Source organism: Thiovibrio sp. JS02 (genome assembly GCF_053485635.1).
Genome location: NZ_CM130715.1, coordinates 2,211,479 through 2,226,600, shown reverse-complemented (window position 1 = coordinate 2,226,600; position 15,122 = coordinate 2,211,479). Strand labels below are relative to the sequence as shown.

Sequence of the window (15,122 nt, the reverse complement as noted above, 5' to 3'; positions counted from 1 at the left end):
TTATCCTTTTCTGCTCGGCAGGCTCAGGAGCAGGGCCGGCAGCAGGATCAGGTCGCAGAGGATGGCGTAGCCGAGAGCCAGGCTGATGAGCAGGCCGAAGTTTCGCAAGGGAATGAAGGGGGAGATGAGAAAGCCCAGGAAGCCGGTGCCCGCCACGATGGAGGTGGTGAGCATGGCCGGCCCCACATGGTTGAGGACCGCGTTGAGCTTCAAGAGGGGGTCGGCCTGGTCGTGGCGGGCTTGCCAGTTGTGGAGAAAATGGATGGTGTCATCCACCACCACCCCGAAGACAATGGAGGCCACGGTGACGGTGGCCACGCTCAGGGGAATGCCGACGAGGCCCATGCTGCCGAGGATGAAGAGGACCGGGACCAGATTGGGGATCGCCGCGAGGATTGCCAGGGGCAGCGAGCGCAGGGCCAGCCCCATGATCAGGGAGATGCTGACAAAGGCCAGGGCGAAGCTGACGAGCAATGTGGAGAAAAGGGCGCGCTGCCCCCGGGTGTAGAGGGGAACCGTGCCGGTGAGGTAGGGGGTTTCCCGTGGGCCGAGCTTTTCCGAGAGATCAAGTTCGATGGCCTCCACCAGGGCCAGGGTTTTTTCCGAGGCAAGGGTGCGGGTCAGGATGGTGACCCGTCTGGGCGCGCCCTGGCCAAAGCCGGGCAGGAGAGGGGTTTCAAGCACGGCGCCGTTGGCGGTGGCCAGGGGCAGGACAACCTTGCCCGCCGCATCAAAGGTGAGGAAGAAATGGCTGATCTCCGGATGCCTGTCAGCCAGGGCGAGCAGGGCCTGCTGCAGGGTGGGGCCCGCAAGCCCGACGCCGTCCAGATCGATTTCCAGCGGGGTCAGGCCGAGGCCGGCCGCCTCGATGATCCGGTAATCCTCGACAAGCACCGCCTCGGGTCTGAAAAAATCAAGGATCAGGGAACCCCTTTCCAGGCGCTGGATACCCCAGGCCGAGAGAAGGAGCAGGCCGCAGACCGCGCCAAGGATTACCCCCTTGCAGCGGAAGAGGGTTCCGGCCCAATTCGGCTTTGGCCGTTGTCTCTCGCTTGACGCGGCGCCAGGCTGGGGAAAGATCGGGATCAGGACGAGCGGAGAGAGCAGGGAAAGGCCCGCACCCACCGCGCCCCAGAGGCCGAGCTTCTGCACCGGGCCGTAGGCGCTGCTCAACAGGGAGAGAAAGCCGAGCATGGTGGTGGCGGCGGAAAGGAGGCAAGGCGCCGCCACGGTTGCATAAAGGGAAAAGGCGGCTTCCGGCGCCTCTTTTTTCAGGAAATGGATGGCGTGGGCAATGCCGAGGATCATGGTCAGCGGCGGCAGGGCCAGGAGGATCATGTTCAGCGGCTCCCGGCAGAGGGCCATGAGGCCGGTAAGATGCAGAGCGGGCAGCAGGCCGCAGGCCACGGCCAGCGAGCTTCGGCGCAGGTCGCGGAGAAAGAGGCAGACCCCGGCGGCGAGGATGGCGATGACCAGGGGGAAAAGAGTGCGGGTGGAGGCGGCGGAGAGACTGTCCAGGGCATTGGTGAGATACCAGACTCCACCCAGGTGCATTGGCTCGTTTGGCAGCATTTCCGCGGCCAGCCGTTGGATTTCCCCGATGAGGGCGGCCAGCGCGGCCGGGTTGCTCTTGGCCCGGGGCGTCACCAGGAGAAGCTGGCCTTTCCCCTCGCCGTGATCGAGGGTGAAAAGGGCACTTGCCTCGACCGCCGGGATCTTTTTCGCGGCCAGCTTGAGGCTGCCGGCCCCGGCCGGCGTGGCCTTTGGCAGATAAACGACCAGCGGGTCGCGCAGCCGGTGGCGCTGGGAATAATCGAGAAAGTGCAGCCAATGCGGGTCGTCCGGCGTCTGCCAGACCGCGATGGAGTTGTCCACCCGCGAGCGGAGGGAGGCCAGGGCGAGGAGCAGGGTGCCGGCAATGAGAAGGAGAAGAACGCTTCGGCGATGGCGTTGCAGGATGCGGGCAAGGGCAAGAAAAGGCTGCTGCATGCGCCGTTACCGCTTCGGGGCCAGGGAAGCGACCCAGGGTGCCACGAATTTCAGGCCGGCAAAGCTCATGGCGTGGTTGACCCTTTTTTTCACCAGCTCCTTGGGGCCGTCGGCCAGCACCGCATCCAGGGAGGCGCAGAAGTGAGCGAGCTCCTCCTCGCCGACGATCAGGGGCGGGTAAACCCGGAGCACGGCCCGGTTGTTCAGCATCAGGGTGCCCAGGATTCCGTGCTTCTTGAGAAGGGCGGCGGCCACCATGCCGGGCAGGTGCTCGCGCAGCACGTTTTTCAGGCCTGGCAACTGCAGGGGCAGATAGCTGACCTGATCGATGATGGCTTCCTGGAACTCGATGCCGAGCATGAGGCCGCGGCCGCGGATCTCCCGGATCCATTCAGGATATTTCTCCTTGATGGCCAGGAGCTTCCGCTTGAAAGCCTCCCCCAGCCTGGCGGCCCGTTCGGCCAGTTTTTCCTCCTGATAGACCTCAAGGGCGGCCAGGGCTGCCGCGCAGGCCAGGGAGCGGCCGCCGAAGGTGGAGGTCTGCACCAGGCAATCATGGGGATTGTCGTAGGCCTGCCGGTATACCGGCCCGCGGCTGATGGTGGCGCCGACGCTGGCCAGGCCTCCTCCCAGGGATTTGGCCAGTGCCAGGATATCCGGCACGATCCCTTCCGCCTCGCAGGCAAAGAAGGTGCCGGTCCGGCAGAAGCCGGTCTGAATCTCGTCGAGGATGAACAGGACGCCGTATTGTTTGGTGATCTCCCGCACCGCCTGCAGATAGCCCGGCGGCGGCACGATCACCCCGGCCTCTCCCTGGATCGGTTCGAGGATCACCCCGGCAATGGCGCCGGCCCCTTCCTTGGGCGCGTTGGCGAGCAGGGTTCCGATGGCCGCCGCATCCCCGTATGGGACACTGTGGTTGGCAAGCAGCGGGAAATGCCGACGCAACCTGGCATTGCCGGTGACCGAGAGCGCCCCCAGGGTTTTTCCGTGCAAGGCCTCGTTGGCGTAAATGAACTGACTCCGTTTGCCCTTGAAGTAACGGGCCGCGATCTTCAGGGCCGCTTCCACCGCCTCGGTGCCAGAATTGCAGAGATAGACCTGATCAAGATCACCGGGGGCGAGGAGGCTCAGATTGTGGGCCAAAGCGGCGACATAGCGTGAGAGGAGCTCCTTGGAAAGATCGACCCTCCTGGCCTTGAGCACCTCGCTGATCGCCGCGCCGACCCTGGGATGATTGTGGCCCAGGTTCAAGGCGCCGTAGGAGGAGACAAAATCGAGGATCCTGCGGCCGTCCGCCGCGGTGATCGTCGCGCCTTCCGCCGAGACCGGGTCGATCTCCGTGTACTCCCCCATCTCGAGCAGGGTGACGAGCCCCGGGTTCACATGTCTGCGGAAGAGCGCCACCGTTTCGGCATAGGGCCGTTCGCTCACCTCGCTTAAGGGGATCCAGTCTTTGTGCATCGTGGGTGCTCCGTGCGGAAGATGGGCGAGCCGTCTTCCGGAAAGGGGTAGAGCCTGAAGAACTCCTCCAGGGCCGTGGCGGTGCGCAGGGCTTCCTTGAAGTTGCCGGAAATCTTCGTCCTCCCCGTGAAAAAGCTTTTCTGGGGGGAGAGTTGTGCCCGGGCCACGGCGAGAAATGTTTCGCTGTCGGTGCGATAGCCGAAATCTCCCGCCGCGCTTTCCGGCCGTACTCCCGAGAGGATGCCCCCTTCGATGGTCAGCGACCAGCTGCCCCGCTCCTTGACCGCGATCCAGAATACGGCGGAAAGGCTGGCCAGGTTGGGGATCAACCTTTTGCCCAGGAAAGCGGGCAGATATTCGTTGAAAAAGGCATGTACGGCCCGGGTGTTTTCCATCTTACGCTCCCCGGGCCCTGATGGCAAGAAAGGCGGCAAAGGCCCGGCCGAGCGCCTCGCTGTTCGGGGTGGGCAATGCGGAACCGCCGCAGAGGTCGTCAAGATTCTCCCGGGAAAAACGTACCCGCAGATCGAGATACCCGGCGTAGGGCTGGGTTTTTTTGGCCAGGAGCGCCTCCATGCCGTTGGCGGCGGAGGCGGCAAACTCGGCGCTCTCGGCAAAACAGGCGGCGCGAAGGCCAAAGGCGGCATTGAATGCCTCTTCAAGCAGGTCGTTGCCCACCGGCCGGGGCGCCACCAGTTGCAGCACCCTGCCCGCGCTTTCGGGAAGCGATGCGGCCCGCATCAGGGCTTCGGCCACATCCTCGGCAAAGACCAGGGGCAGGTGCGCCCTGCGGTTGCCGAGCACCCGCAGGCACGGGATCCCGTGCAGGCCTTTTTTTGCCGCCCCCTCCCGCAGCCGGGCCACGGCATCGAGAAAGAGAAAGGGGCCGAAGGTTTTGCCCGAGGCAGGAGTGGGTTCATTCTCGACGACGATGCCTGGACGGTGGATGGTCACGGGCAGCGGCGAGCTTTGCATGGCCTCTTGCAGAAAGGATTCGCCCAGGTTTTTGCTTTCCTCGTAGCCGTTGCGGAACTCCTGGCCCAAATTCAGGTTATTTTCACGGAAAAGCCCCTGCCAGGTGCCGCAGACAAAGGCGGTGCTCACATGGTGGAAGGGCGCTCCGGCCTCTTCGGCCAGCCGCAGGGCGTGTTGCACCCCGGCCAGGTTCACCGGCAGATAGCTGGCCGCGTTTTTATCCTTGAAGTCGGTGCGGGCAGCCAGGTGGAAAAGTATTTTGGTCTGACGGCGCACCGCGGCCCAGGTTTCCTCGGCAAGGCCGAAGGCCGGCAGGCTGACATCGGCCTTTTCCCAGGTGAGCAGCGCTTCTTCTCTCCTGCCAAGGCCGGGCAGCAGCGGCGGCTTGCGGGAGAGGGCGATCACCTCGCAGCCTGCGTCCAGATATTTTTTCAGGAGGGCGCGGCCGACGATGCCGCTTGCTCCGGTGATGACGATTTTCTTCCTCATCGGTCCAGGCTCTGCCTGTCGGCCTGCTCCCGCCACAGGGCAAGGAGCGCTTCCTCTTCTGCCGAGGTGGGGGCGTGGTTCACCAGGGTGTCAAGGCTCTGCCGCATGTTGGTCACGTAGCGTTGGCGCAGCTCCCGGGAGGGGATTTCAAGCGCCTTTTTTCCCCAGCTGGAGCAATGTTCGCAGCCCTTGCAGCCCAGCCGGCACTCGGGCAGTTTGTCGTGGAAAAAGTCGAGGAAGCCGGTGAGGGCCTCGTTGGGCAGATGGATGGCCAGGGGCGGCAGCAGGCTGCCGTCGGCATTCTTCCGGAAATTCAGCCAGTGCGGCCAGCCGAGCAGGTCGAGGAGATCGCCTTCGTAACGGGCGGCCAGATAGGCGCGGGTCAAGGAGAGAATTTTTTCCTCGGGCATGCCGCGGCCGGCCAGTTTGAAAAAGTTGATGCCGCTCTTCTCCCAGAGCCGGGTGTCTTCCGGCCGCAGCCACGGGCTTTTCAGAAATTCGCCCGGAGTGGCGATTTTTTTTAAAAAGCACCAGTTGAGATAGAAGCCGTTGTACGGAAAGCCGGGGACGCCGCTGCTGAAGCTGGTTTGCGAGCCGTGCGCCGCCACGCAATAGTGGTTGAATTTGTAATGGCACTGGTAGATGCAAACCGGGTTGGCGATCACCTCCAGGGGGACCGGGCTTTCCTGGGCGGCGCGTGTTAAAAAACGGAAGTCGCGGTTCACCTCCACATCGAGGACGATGCGTTTCGCGCCGGCCTCCACCGCCTGCTCGATGCCGCGCATGGCTCCCACATAGCCGATGGTGGAGGTCACCACCTCAAGGGCGGGAAAGCGGATGGCGATGATATGAGCCAGGTAGGGCACGGCCACGGTCACCGCCCCTACCCCGGCATCCACGAGAAAGCCGAGAAGATCGAGGAGTTCGCGGCGGCCCCGGCTGGTATACTCGTAATTGGCATAGCTCGGCGCGTTGAGCAGGTAGTTGAAGATAAGGCCTTTGTCCCGCGCCCCCCGCACATGGCCCACGAACTGCGCTTCGGAAGGAGCGGGCAGGTATTTCGCCGGTCTTGCCGAGTTGAAGGGGACGCTCTGCAGGGAGCCGTAGATTTCATACACGCCGCGGCCAGCCGCGGCGAATTCTCCGTTGAGGCTGGCCAGGCCCTCCAGAAAGGAGGGGGTGAAGGTGGTGGGTACGGTGAGATTCATGGGCGGCAGCCTGGGCTGAGTTGGATGGACCTGGGACGCTGGTTCGCGCGTGGGAAAGAGCGCATAGTAGAGAGTGGCGGTCGGGATGTCAAGGCGGAATCGCGGGAGAGAAACAGCTCTTCAACGGGATTCCGGCCGGCTGAATCGTGCCCGCGCCAGCACCAGTTCCGGTTCGTGTGCCAGGCTGCCGAGAATAAGCTCGACAGCGGCCTGCGCGGCAGGATTTTTCGTCGGGCCGGTTTCCGGGCTCAGGGGGACGGCGAGGAGGCGTGCTTCCCCGGCAGCCAGGGGTGTGTCGCCTGCGCTCAACGGGATTTGCCCCCTGGCCAGGATTGCCTCTTCCCGGTCAAGGAGGGTAACCTGCAGGCGGGCCGGACGATTACGGAAATAGCCGGCCGGCAGCCTGTGGGGCAGGAGGTTGGTAACGGTTACGCCGAGGGTGTCGGCCCGGTTCGGCTGCCAATCGGCAAGGGCAAGGCGCACGGCGCTGTTCATTTCGGCGAGGTGGGTAAAGGCAAAGGAGTGACGCCGGGTGGGGCGCGCTTTTTCAAAGGAGACCAGGATCCTGGAAAAGAGGTTGCTTCCCTGGGTGGCTGTCCGGAAAACCCGGGGCATGTGGCATTCCTGGCAGGTCGGGAGGGCAGGTCCGGCTTGGCGGCTTGCCTGCCAGTCCGCGTAGGCTTCCGTATGACAGGAGCCGCAGAGGGCGGCCCCGCGGAAAAACTCGGGCTCTGCCTGGATGGGGTGCGGGTTGGCCAGGGCGGAACCGGCTTCCGGACCGAGCATGCGGCCTTCCCGCAGATGGCAGGCCAGGCAGGAGACGCCATCGGCAAGGTTGTAGCGACGGGGGGCGGGCGGCTCTCCGCCGGCCGGCACCGTGGCAGGCACATGGCAGCCCAGGCAGGCGTCGTCCACCCCTTCGGCCAGGATCGCCTGATAGCGGGGATTGCGGTATGCCTGGGCATGGGCCGAGCCCTGCCATTCCTGATACTGCTCGATATGGCAGCCGCCGCAGTCCTGGGCTTCGGGGCCGTGCGGGTGCAGGCCGTTGTTTTCCACCGTGGTGAGATGGGAAAAAGGGGAACAGGCGGGCAGCAGGAGACCCAGCAGGGTAGCGAGAATGAGGCGGCGGTATGTTGTCCTGTCCGGCATGGCGGTATTCCCTTCCGTTCGGGTATGCCTGGCAATGGATGATTGTTGCCGGGATGGGCAAGCAAATAAAAAAGGTCAGCCCGGGCAGGCTGACCTTTGGATTTCCTGGAGGCGGCGAGCGGAGTTGAACCGCTGAATAATGGTTTTGCAGACCACTGCCTTAGCCACTTGGCTACGCCGCCTTTCGAATGGGGGCAATCTTAAACAGAGATCCGGTTTTTGACAAGGGAAAATGTGCACTGATCCCAGATCAAGGCCTGCCGCGGCTGAAAAGCATGAACAGAGGGAGATTGGCGGTGATTCCATTGCCCTTTTCGCCAAATACAGGTAGAGTTGATCTTGTTTTTGAAAAACGTGAGGAGAAAAAAACTTGCCCGTGTGTGCTCAACCGTACCCGCAAAAACAGTGACCACTCTTCCAGCCACCCCGGAAAATCAGGAAGGTCTGCGTCGGCTTTCCGCTCGGCTCGGCTATCACTTCAAGGATCTCACCCTGCTCGCGACGGCCTTGATCCACACTTCCCATGCCTTTGAGCAGGGGCGGGAGCCGAAGAAGGACAACGAGACCCTGGAATTTCTCGGCGATGCCGTTCTGGATCTTGCCGTCGGCCATGCGCTTTATCGCCACTATCCCGAGATGCGGGAGGGGGATCTGACCCGGCTGCGGGCAGCCTTGGTCAACGAGCGGCACCTGGCCGAGATGGCGAGGGCGGTCGAACTCGGTGCCCATCTGTTGCTGGGCAAAGGGGAGGAGGCAAGCCGGGGCCGGGAGAAGGCCTCGATCCTTTCCTGCGCCTACGAAGCGGTGGTGGGCGCAATCTTTCTGGACGGCGGCTATCCGGCCGCCACCGCGTTTGTGGAGCAGCATTTTATCCCCTGGTTTGCCAGGCGGCAGCAGACCATGTTTCTGGCCGATGCCAAAAGTTCGCTGCAGGAGCTGCTGCAGGAGCGCTTCGGCGAGACCCCGCGCTATGCGCTTGAGGGCGCGGAAGGGCCGGACCACGACAAGGTCTTCCATGTGACGGTGCGTTTCCGCGATGAGGTGTTGGGGCATGGCAGCGCCCGCAGCAAGAAGGAAGCGGAGCAACTGGCCGCCGCAGCGGCTCTCCAGAATCTTCCGGACCCTGGCCCGGGCAAGGCGTAAGCCTCCTTGTCCGATCCAGGCAGGGTAAGGCCATCATGAGTCCCCCCTTTGTCATCCCCATCTTCATAAGCCATCAGGGCTGCCCGCACCGGTGTCTCTTTTGCAACCAGCGGAGCATCACCGGCATGGGCGAGGAGCTGAACAGTCCCGCCCAGGTGCGGGAGATCATCCGCGGCCAGCTGGCCTGGCCGCGCCGCGGGAAGCAGGCCCCGGTGCAGGTTGCCTTTTACGGCGGCAGCTTCACCGGGCTTCCGCGGGGCCGGCAGGAGGAACTGCTCGTGGCGGTGCAGCCCTTTCTGCGAAGCGGCCAGGTGCAGGAGATCCGGCTGTCCACCAGGCCCGATTACGTGAGTCCGGAAATCGCCCGCTTTTTGTGGGAGCACGGAGTGCGGACCGTGGAACTGGGCGCCCAGTCCCTGGCCGATTCCGTGCTGGCCCTCAGCGCCCGCGGCCATACCGCGGCCCAGGTGCAAAGCGCCGTCCGTGCCCTGCGCACGGTCGGCATGAGGATCGGCATTCAGCTCATGCTCGGTCTGCCGGGCGATACCACGGCCCTGGCGGTGAAAAGCGCGCAGGCGGCCGCCGCCCTTGCCCCGGATCTGGTTCGCCTTTATCCCTGTCTGGTGATCGGCGGCAGCCCGCTTGAGATCTTGTACCGCAACGGCGGCTACCAACCCCTGGGCCTTGCCCGGGCCGTGGCCCTGGCCGGCCGCCTCTGGCGGATTTTCGCCGGGGTGCGGATTCCGGTGGTGCGCATGGGGTTGCAGCCTTCCGCGTCTCTGGAGGCGGGCCTGCTGGCCGGTCCTTACCATCCCGCCTTTGGCGAACTGGTCCTCTCCCGCCTTTTCTTTACCAGGGTGCGCGCCCTGCTCGCCGGGCGCGCGCGGCATGCGTCCCATACCCTGATCATCGCCAGGGCCGACGAATCGATCCACCGCGGCCAGGCCAACCGCAACGTGCGGCGCCTCGATGCGCTCGGCCTGCTTGCCGGGGTGAGCACCGTGTATTCCGACACCCAACCGCGCCAGAGTGTAACACTCCGACTTTCCTGAGAAAAGATCGCCTGGACAAATTGTCGCACCTGAGGTAATGTCTTGATCTCGTGGTGGGGGGAATGATCTGCAGGGAGGATGACAATGGTATTGCCGCAACGGATTGTACGGGCGCTGACTGCCGGCGTCCTGGGGGGGCTGGCCAACAGCCTGGCCATCTGGGCTTTTGGCGTTCTGGGGGTTACTCCGGCCCTGGGCTTTAACTACGTGCCGGAACTTACCCTTGCCTGGCTGATGCCCAGGCTGGTGCCCAGCGCTGTCTGGGGACTCATGTTCCTGCCGCCTTTCTGGCAGGAGGATCTTCTCGAGAAGGGGTTGCTCCTGAGCCTGCCGCTCTGGCTGGTGATGCTCCTGGTCGTTTTCCCCCAAAAAATGCAGGCCGGCATGTTCGGTTTCGGGCTGGGCTGGGGCGCGCCGGTCTGGGCCTTTTTTTTCACCGGCCTCTGGGGCCTGATGGCGGCGCTTTTTCTCAAGTACGGCTGGCGGGAACAATAAATTTTCCCGACAATTCTGAAATGAAAAATGGGGTTCGGCGGTTGCCGGGCCCCATTTTTTTATGGCCTGCCGCCGCTTGCCGCCGCGGTTGCCCGTCCCCTGGTTCAGCGGCGGCGGTTCGTTACCGGCTCCCGGCGGCGTTTTCGCCGAGACAGGCGCCAATGGCTCTGGCCAGGTTTTCCACCGAGAGCGGCTTGAGGAGAAATGCGCTGATCCCCGCCTTGCTCACCTCCGCCTCGGTCACGGAGTCACTGAAGCCGGTGATGAGGATGAGGGGCAGGCCGGGGCGGATGGCCAGCAGCTTGCAGGCGAGATCGTAGCCGGAAAGCTCCGGCATGGTCTGGTCGCTGATGACCAGATCGTAGCTCTCCGGGGCGCTGGCGAATGCCTGCAGGGCGGCGACGCTGCTGGTGTAGGTTTTTACGGTGCAGCCCATTTTTTCGAGTATTTTCCTGGCCATGTTGACGATGGTGAGTTCGTCGTCGACAAAGAGGATCCGGGCCTGAAAGCGGGGGAACTTTTTGAACGGCGCTTCTGGCTGTTCCCCCTGATCGGCGTCGTTTTCCGCCAGGATCGGAAAGAGCAGCTCAAAGGTGGTGCCCAGACCCGGCTCGCTCTGCACGGTGATGCCGCCGCCCAGGTCCTTGACGATTGCCTGGACCGTGGCCAGGCCGAGGCCGGTGCCGCCCGAGGCGGCCTTGGTGGTGAAATGGGGCTCGAATATCCGCTTCAGGGTCTGGCCGGTCATGCCGCAGCCGGTATCCTGAACCGTGAGCTTGAGGTAATCGCCGGTGGCGAGTCCTGGATAATCCGCGGCATTGTTGAGGTCGATCACGGTCTCGGCAAGTGCGATGCTGAGCAGGCCGCCCTTTTCCCGCATGGCGTGATGGGCGTTGGTGCAGAGATTGATGATGATCTGGTGGATCTGCATGATGTCGGCAAGGACCGGCCGGCACCGGGTGTCGATGTTTTCCCGGATCTCGATGGTGGTGGGGAGGGTGCCGCGCAGAAGTTTCAGTGTTTCCTTGATCACGAACTGCAGGGCGACTTTCTTTTTATCCTCGGTCAGGGTGCGGCTGAACACGAGGATCTGGGCGACGAGTTCCGCGGCCCTTTTCCCCCCCTTGATGATTTCCCGGATGTTGGCGGCGGCCTTGCTTTCTGCGGGCAGATCGCTCAGGGTCAGCTCCGCGTAACCGAGAATGGCGTAGAGGGTGTTGTTGAAGTCGTGGGCGATGCCGCCGGCCAGGGTGCCGATGGCCTCCATCTTCTGGGATTGCCGTAACTCGCCGATCAGACGTTCTTTTTCTTTCTGGGTCTGTTCCTGGTGCAGGGCCAGGGCATAGATCTGCCCCAGCCGTTCGATGGCGGCCAGATCCGCCTCGCCATAGCCGTCCCTGCTGTTGGCCAGGGCAATCTGGCCGACGATTTCATCGTCGAAACGGATGGGCACGGCCAGAAAATTGCTCAGGGCAAGATGGCCGGCTGGCAGGCCGCGGGCCGCCGGATGGCTGGTCGGGTCGTTGCTGAAAAAGGATCTGCCCGTGTTGAGGGCATGGCCCCAGAGGCCCGGATAGCGGCCGTCCGCTCCCAGGGGAAAGCTGAGGGTCTTCGCCGTGGCGGCGGCGGGGCCTTGCCGCGTCATCATCTCCGTGAAGGTGGTGGAAATAAGGTTTTTCGTGTCGCGGTCGACAAAGCCCACCAGGCCGTGGGCGCTGCCGGTGATGGTTTTCGCCTGGCTGAAGATGATCTTGGCGATATCGGCCAGGACTATGCTTTCGGCCAGGAGCTTTTCCGAGATCATGGCCAGGGCGGTGCGGATGGCAAGCTCCCGCTGCAGCACCTTTTCGGCATGCTTCCGCTCCGTGATATCGGTGGCGACCTCCAGGCGGACCAGCCGGCCGTCCAGCCAGCGGATCGCCTTGTCGTTCAGATGATACCATTTGCCGGTGGCCGCGCTGAACGTCTCCCAGGTAAAGGGGTCCGCCGGTTCGCCGTCCCGGGCGAGGAGCCGTTTCCGGGCAAGGTGTTCCGCGGCTGCTCCATGGGTTGTCCGCAGGGCCTGTTCGCTCGAAAGGCCCACGACATCGCCGTATGTCTGGCTGACCTTCCGATTGGCGTAAAGGATTTCGTCGCTTTCAAGATCCGCCACATAGACCATGGCTTCCAGGCTGTCCAGGACGCGGATCAGGCGCTGGTGCGACTCGGCGAGCCTGGCGTCGGTCCGGAGCTGTTCCCTGATATCCCTGGCCGCGGCCATCAGGGTGGGTCTTCCTTCCAGTTGGACGATGCGGGCATCGATTTCCACGGGCAGATCTCCGTCCGTCTTGTGCCGCAGGCGCCAGCGGAAGAGAATGTTTTTCTCCCTGCCGAGCCTTTTGAGCAGTTCTTTCCCCTCTCCGACCAGTTCCGGGGCGCTGAGTCCCTTCGGGGCAAGGCGGAGAAGTTCCGTGCGATTGTAGCCGAGCAGCCGGCAGGCGGTTTCGTTGGTTTCGATCAACCGGTCCGGAAGGCCGTGCTCGGTGAGATGGAAAACAAAGAGGGCGTCCCGGCTGCCGTTGAAGAGGGCGCGGTAGCGTTCGCCATAGGAGTGGGCCTTCTGTTCCCAGCGCTCAAAAAGAAAAAGCAGGGCGGCAAGCCCTGTGCAGAAAATCACCCCGCTGTCGAGAACGTATGCCCAGAGGATGTGGCGGGGCGCAATGAATGGCGAGGCCAGTGTTTCCGTCCCCCAGAGCGACAGGGCGCAGGCCAGGAGGATGATCCCCGGGGAGGATTGTCCCTGGCCGCCATGCCGGAAGAGGACGAAGGCGCTGCCCAGGAGGATGGCGGCGTAAAAAAAAGAGATCGGCAGCAGGAACAGGAAGGGAACGCTGATGAAGATGGCGCCGGACATGGTCCAGAGGGCGAAGAGCGAGAAAACCAGGGCGGCATGCCAGGAATAGTCCGTCTCGCTGGTCAGGGAAAGGGCGGCGGTCAGGATCAGGATCGTGCCGACGGCCAGGGCAAGATGGCTGGCCACGCTGAGAAGGGGGGAGCCGCCCTGCCAGATGATGGCCGTGTCCCCGAGGAGATGGAGGCAGAGGAAAAACCAGCCCAGGGCCCAGCGCAGGGAGGGGTTGTCCCTGCTTTTCCGTGAGACAAGAATGAAGGTGGCCAGCAGCAGCAGATAGGCGAGCAGGATGGTGATGGCTGCCGGCGGGAACCAGGGCCGCATAGGATTTTTCTATCTTGAGTGTTTTGGCTGACATTATAAAAAATACGTGATGTCGGCTGGTTATCTCCGGCGGATCCCTTTGGGGCCTCGCCGTTGCTCCGGGGTGTTCAGGGCGCTGCAAGTACGGCTCCCTCCTGACCGACGCGCCGTATTTTAGCGTATCCCGGCTGTTTTAAGGCGGCCATCCACAAAGTATATCATGCATTCGGTTCGCAAAATCAAGCAGCAATTCTTCCGGCCCGGGCGAAGCCGGAACGGACAAAACCGGTTTGCCGCGGGCCGCGGAGGATTTATTCCCCCGGACCCTGTTTCTTTTTGGCGGAGAAGAGCTGACAGTGGATGCCCGAACTCGCGAAGACCACCTTGGCCGGATACTCGCGGGATTTGAAGCCCATGGCCCTGCAGCCGTAAGGGTGCGCCGGTTCGTAGGTGATGAAGAAATGGAGACAGGCAAGACAGTTTGGCAGGCTGGTTTGCTCCTGGCGCATGGCCTCTCCTGTTCAGGCGGTTTTTTTTGCCTGCCGGGCCACGGCGGCGAGGCCGCGCAAAAGGACGAAGCGGCCCAAGGGCACCACCGTGCAGGGGAAGCTGCCGACAAAGATGGGATTGTCGCAAAGGCCGCCGGAGAGATAGAGTTTTTCCGGGCTGCCGGCGAAGCGGTAGGCGTTGAGGGCGATCCCCTTGACGAAACGGGCAACCGCTTCGGCCACCGGCACGCCCGAGATCACCGCGTCAAAGATGTCGCTCATGCCGAGGACCCCGCAGGTCACGGAAAAAGTGTGTTCCGGCGCTTCCATGCGGCCATGGTCCAGGTCGTAGTAACGTTCCAGCAGTTCGATGGTAAAGCCCATGGAGGCGCCGCATTCGGCGTTCCAGCCCATGTCGGCCAGCTTGTGGTTTTGGTATTTGATGAATTTGATGTCACGGCTGCCGCAGTCGAGGAGCACGTAATCCCCCTCGGCGATCAGCTCCTCCCCGCCCCGGGCAAGGGCGATGAGTTCGTTGACGTAATGGTCGGCGAAGCGCTTGCCGTTGTGGCCGGTGGCCAGATCCACCCGCATTTCCCGGGGCAGTTCCTTGGTGGGCAGGATGTAGGGGGCCGCCCCGTTTTCGTCCAGATCAAGAAACTTGCAGTAGGAGGTGCCGAAATCGCCCAGAAGCATCAGCCCACCCCCGACAGTTCCAGAAAGGCCTGGATCTTCGCCTTGGCGCTGCTGCCGGTGTGCGCGTCCACGTCAAGATAGAGGGCATGGGGATGCTTTTTGGCGAGATAACGGGCCAGGGCGGTTTTCGCGCAGAAGGACTGGGCAAAGAATACCGTGGGCACCCTGGGGTTGGACATCGCCTCCAGGCCGTGATCGGCAGGGGTCTTGTTTTCCATGCAGCGCGCCCAGCCGTAAATGTGGGTCGTCTCCGGGAAGAGCGAGAGGATGGAGAAATCCCTGGGCGGCACCCCCCAGAAGCCGGCGGTGGGCAGGCAGGCCGGCGGGTTGCCGGTGTACGGGGCGGCGGACTTCACCCCCTTGGTGATGGCGAGCATCTTGGCGGTGAGAGCCATGCGTGCTTCCGAAAGCGGTGTGCCGTAGGGCCTGTTGTCGGTGTTCGCGGTGCGGATCACCGGAATGGGCAGGATGTCGGCGAGCACGGAAGCCGTGTAAAGGGCGCAGTCGCATTTGCCCGGTCCGGTGTCGATGTAGATGGCATCAAGCGTAAGATGCAGGGCATTGACCACGGCGGTGCGGAGAATGGCGCAGTAGACCCTGGGCAGATAGGGGCTCGCCGTTTCGAGATCTTCCCGGACCAGGGGCTCGTCCAGGTCATGGATCGTGACCCCCTGCTCGTTCAGGGCGGCGATCACGGAGAGCGGCGGAATGCCCACGATGCCCACCTTCTGGAACCGGTGCATTGTCTCACGGATTTTTTCGGAATTTTCTGGCATGC

The 15,122-nt window shown here is 63.3% G+C and carries 13 protein-coding genes and 1 tRNA gene; 3 read left to right on the top strand and 11 right to left on the bottom strand.

Annotated features, from left to right (window positions below; translation table 11 throughout):
• The 7 genes from ACUUL3_RS10235 to ACUUL3_RS10205 form a co-directional block, all read right to left on the bottom strand.
• Positions 1–1,989 carry an efflux RND transporter permease subunit gene (locus tag ACUUL3_RS10235; protein ID WP_448551031.1) on the bottom strand — a complete coding sequence of 663 codons (1,989 nt, stop codon included), beginning with the start codon at positions 1,987–1,989 and terminating at the stop codon, positions 1–3.
• Between the two features lie 6 nt (positions 1,990–1,995).
• The gene (locus ACUUL3_RS10230) at positions 1,996–3,453 is read right to left on the bottom strand and encodes an aspartate aminotransferase family protein (protein WP_448551029.1); all 1,458 of its coding nucleotides are present in this window, start codon (positions 3,451–3,453) and stop codon (positions 1,996–1,998) included.
• Positions 3,429–3,848: an SCP2 sterol-binding domain-containing protein gene (locus tag ACUUL3_RS10225; protein WP_448551027.1), complete on the bottom strand. Its 420-nt coding sequence runs from the start codon at positions 3,846–3,848 to the stop codon at positions 3,429–3,431. Before ACUUL3_RS10225 ends, ACUUL3_RS10230 begins: the two co-directional genes overlap by 25 nt.
• A 1-nt stretch (position 3,849) precedes the next feature.
• Positions 3,850–4,917, bottom strand: a complete 1,068-nt coding sequence (locus tag ACUUL3_RS10220) for an SDR family oxidoreductase (RefSeq protein ID WP_448551025.1) — start codon at positions 4,915–4,917, stop codon at positions 3,850–3,852.
• Complete coding sequence (locus ACUUL3_RS10215) at positions 4,914–6,125, bottom strand: U32 family peptidase (protein ID WP_448551023.1); 1,212 nt, start codon at positions 6,123–6,125, stop codon at positions 4,914–4,916. The genes ACUUL3_RS10220 and ACUUL3_RS10215 overlap by 4 nt, the downstream gene beginning before the upstream one ends.
• A gap of 120 nt (positions 6,126–6,245) precedes the next feature.
• On the bottom strand, positions 6,246–7,277 hold the full coding sequence (locus tag ACUUL3_RS10210; protein ID WP_448551021.1) for a multiheme c-type cytochrome: 1,032 nt from the start codon (positions 7,275–7,277) through the stop codon (positions 6,246–6,248).
• Between the two features lie 106 nt (positions 7,278–7,383).
• Positions 7,384–7,459 (bottom strand) — tRNA-Cys (locus ACUUL3_RS10205).
• A gap of 223 nt (positions 7,460–7,682) precedes the next feature.
• Here ACUUL3_RS10205 and rnc point away from each other — a divergent pair.
• The 3 genes from rnc (at position 7,683) to ACUUL3_RS10190 (ending at position 9,967) form a co-directional block, all read left to right on the top strand.
• Positions 7,683–8,420 carry a ribonuclease III gene (rnc, locus tag ACUUL3_RS10200; RefSeq protein ID WP_448551019.1) on the top strand — a complete coding sequence of 246 codons (738 nt, stop codon included), beginning with the start codon at positions 7,683–7,685 and terminating at the stop codon, positions 8,418–8,420.
• A gap of 35 nt (positions 8,421–8,455) precedes the next feature.
• Complete coding sequence (locus tag ACUUL3_RS10195; RefSeq protein WP_448551017.1) at positions 8,456–9,472, top strand: elongator complex protein 3; 1,017 nt, start codon at positions 8,456–8,458, stop codon at positions 9,470–9,472.
• Positions 9,473–9,556: 84 nt separating this feature from the next.
• The gene (locus ACUUL3_RS10190; RefSeq protein WP_448551015.1) at positions 9,557–9,967 is read left to right on the top strand and encodes a hypothetical protein; all 411 of its coding nucleotides are present in this window, start codon (positions 9,557–9,559) and stop codon (positions 9,965–9,967) included.
• Between the two features lie 121 nt (positions 9,968–10,088).
• On the opposite strand, the gene ACUUL3_RS10185 is transcribed toward ACUUL3_RS10190, so the two are convergent.
• From ACUUL3_RS10185 to ACUUL3_RS10170, 4 genes are all read right to left on the bottom strand, one after another.
• On the bottom strand, positions 10,089–13,181 hold the full coding sequence (locus ACUUL3_RS10185) for a GAF domain-containing protein (protein ID WP_448551013.1): 3,093 nt from the start codon (positions 13,179–13,181) through the stop codon (positions 10,089–10,091).
• Positions 13,182–13,471: 290 nt separating this feature from the next.
• Entirely contained in the window at positions 13,472–13,669 is a 198-nt protein-coding gene (locus ACUUL3_RS10180; protein WP_448551012.1) for a uracil-DNA glycosylase, read from the bottom strand.
• Positions 13,670–13,681: 12 nt separating this feature from the next.
• Entirely contained in the window at positions 13,682–14,344 is a 663-nt protein-coding gene (locus tag ACUUL3_RS10175; protein WP_448551010.1) for an ATPase, read from the bottom strand.
• Positions 14,344–15,120, bottom strand: coding sequence for a hypothetical protein (locus ACUUL3_RS10170; RefSeq protein ID WP_448551008.1), 777 nt, complete (start codon positions 15,118–15,120; stop codon positions 14,344–14,346). Before ACUUL3_RS10170 ends, ACUUL3_RS10175 begins: the two co-directional genes overlap by 1 nt.
• Positions 15,121–15,122 lie beyond the last annotated feature (2 nt).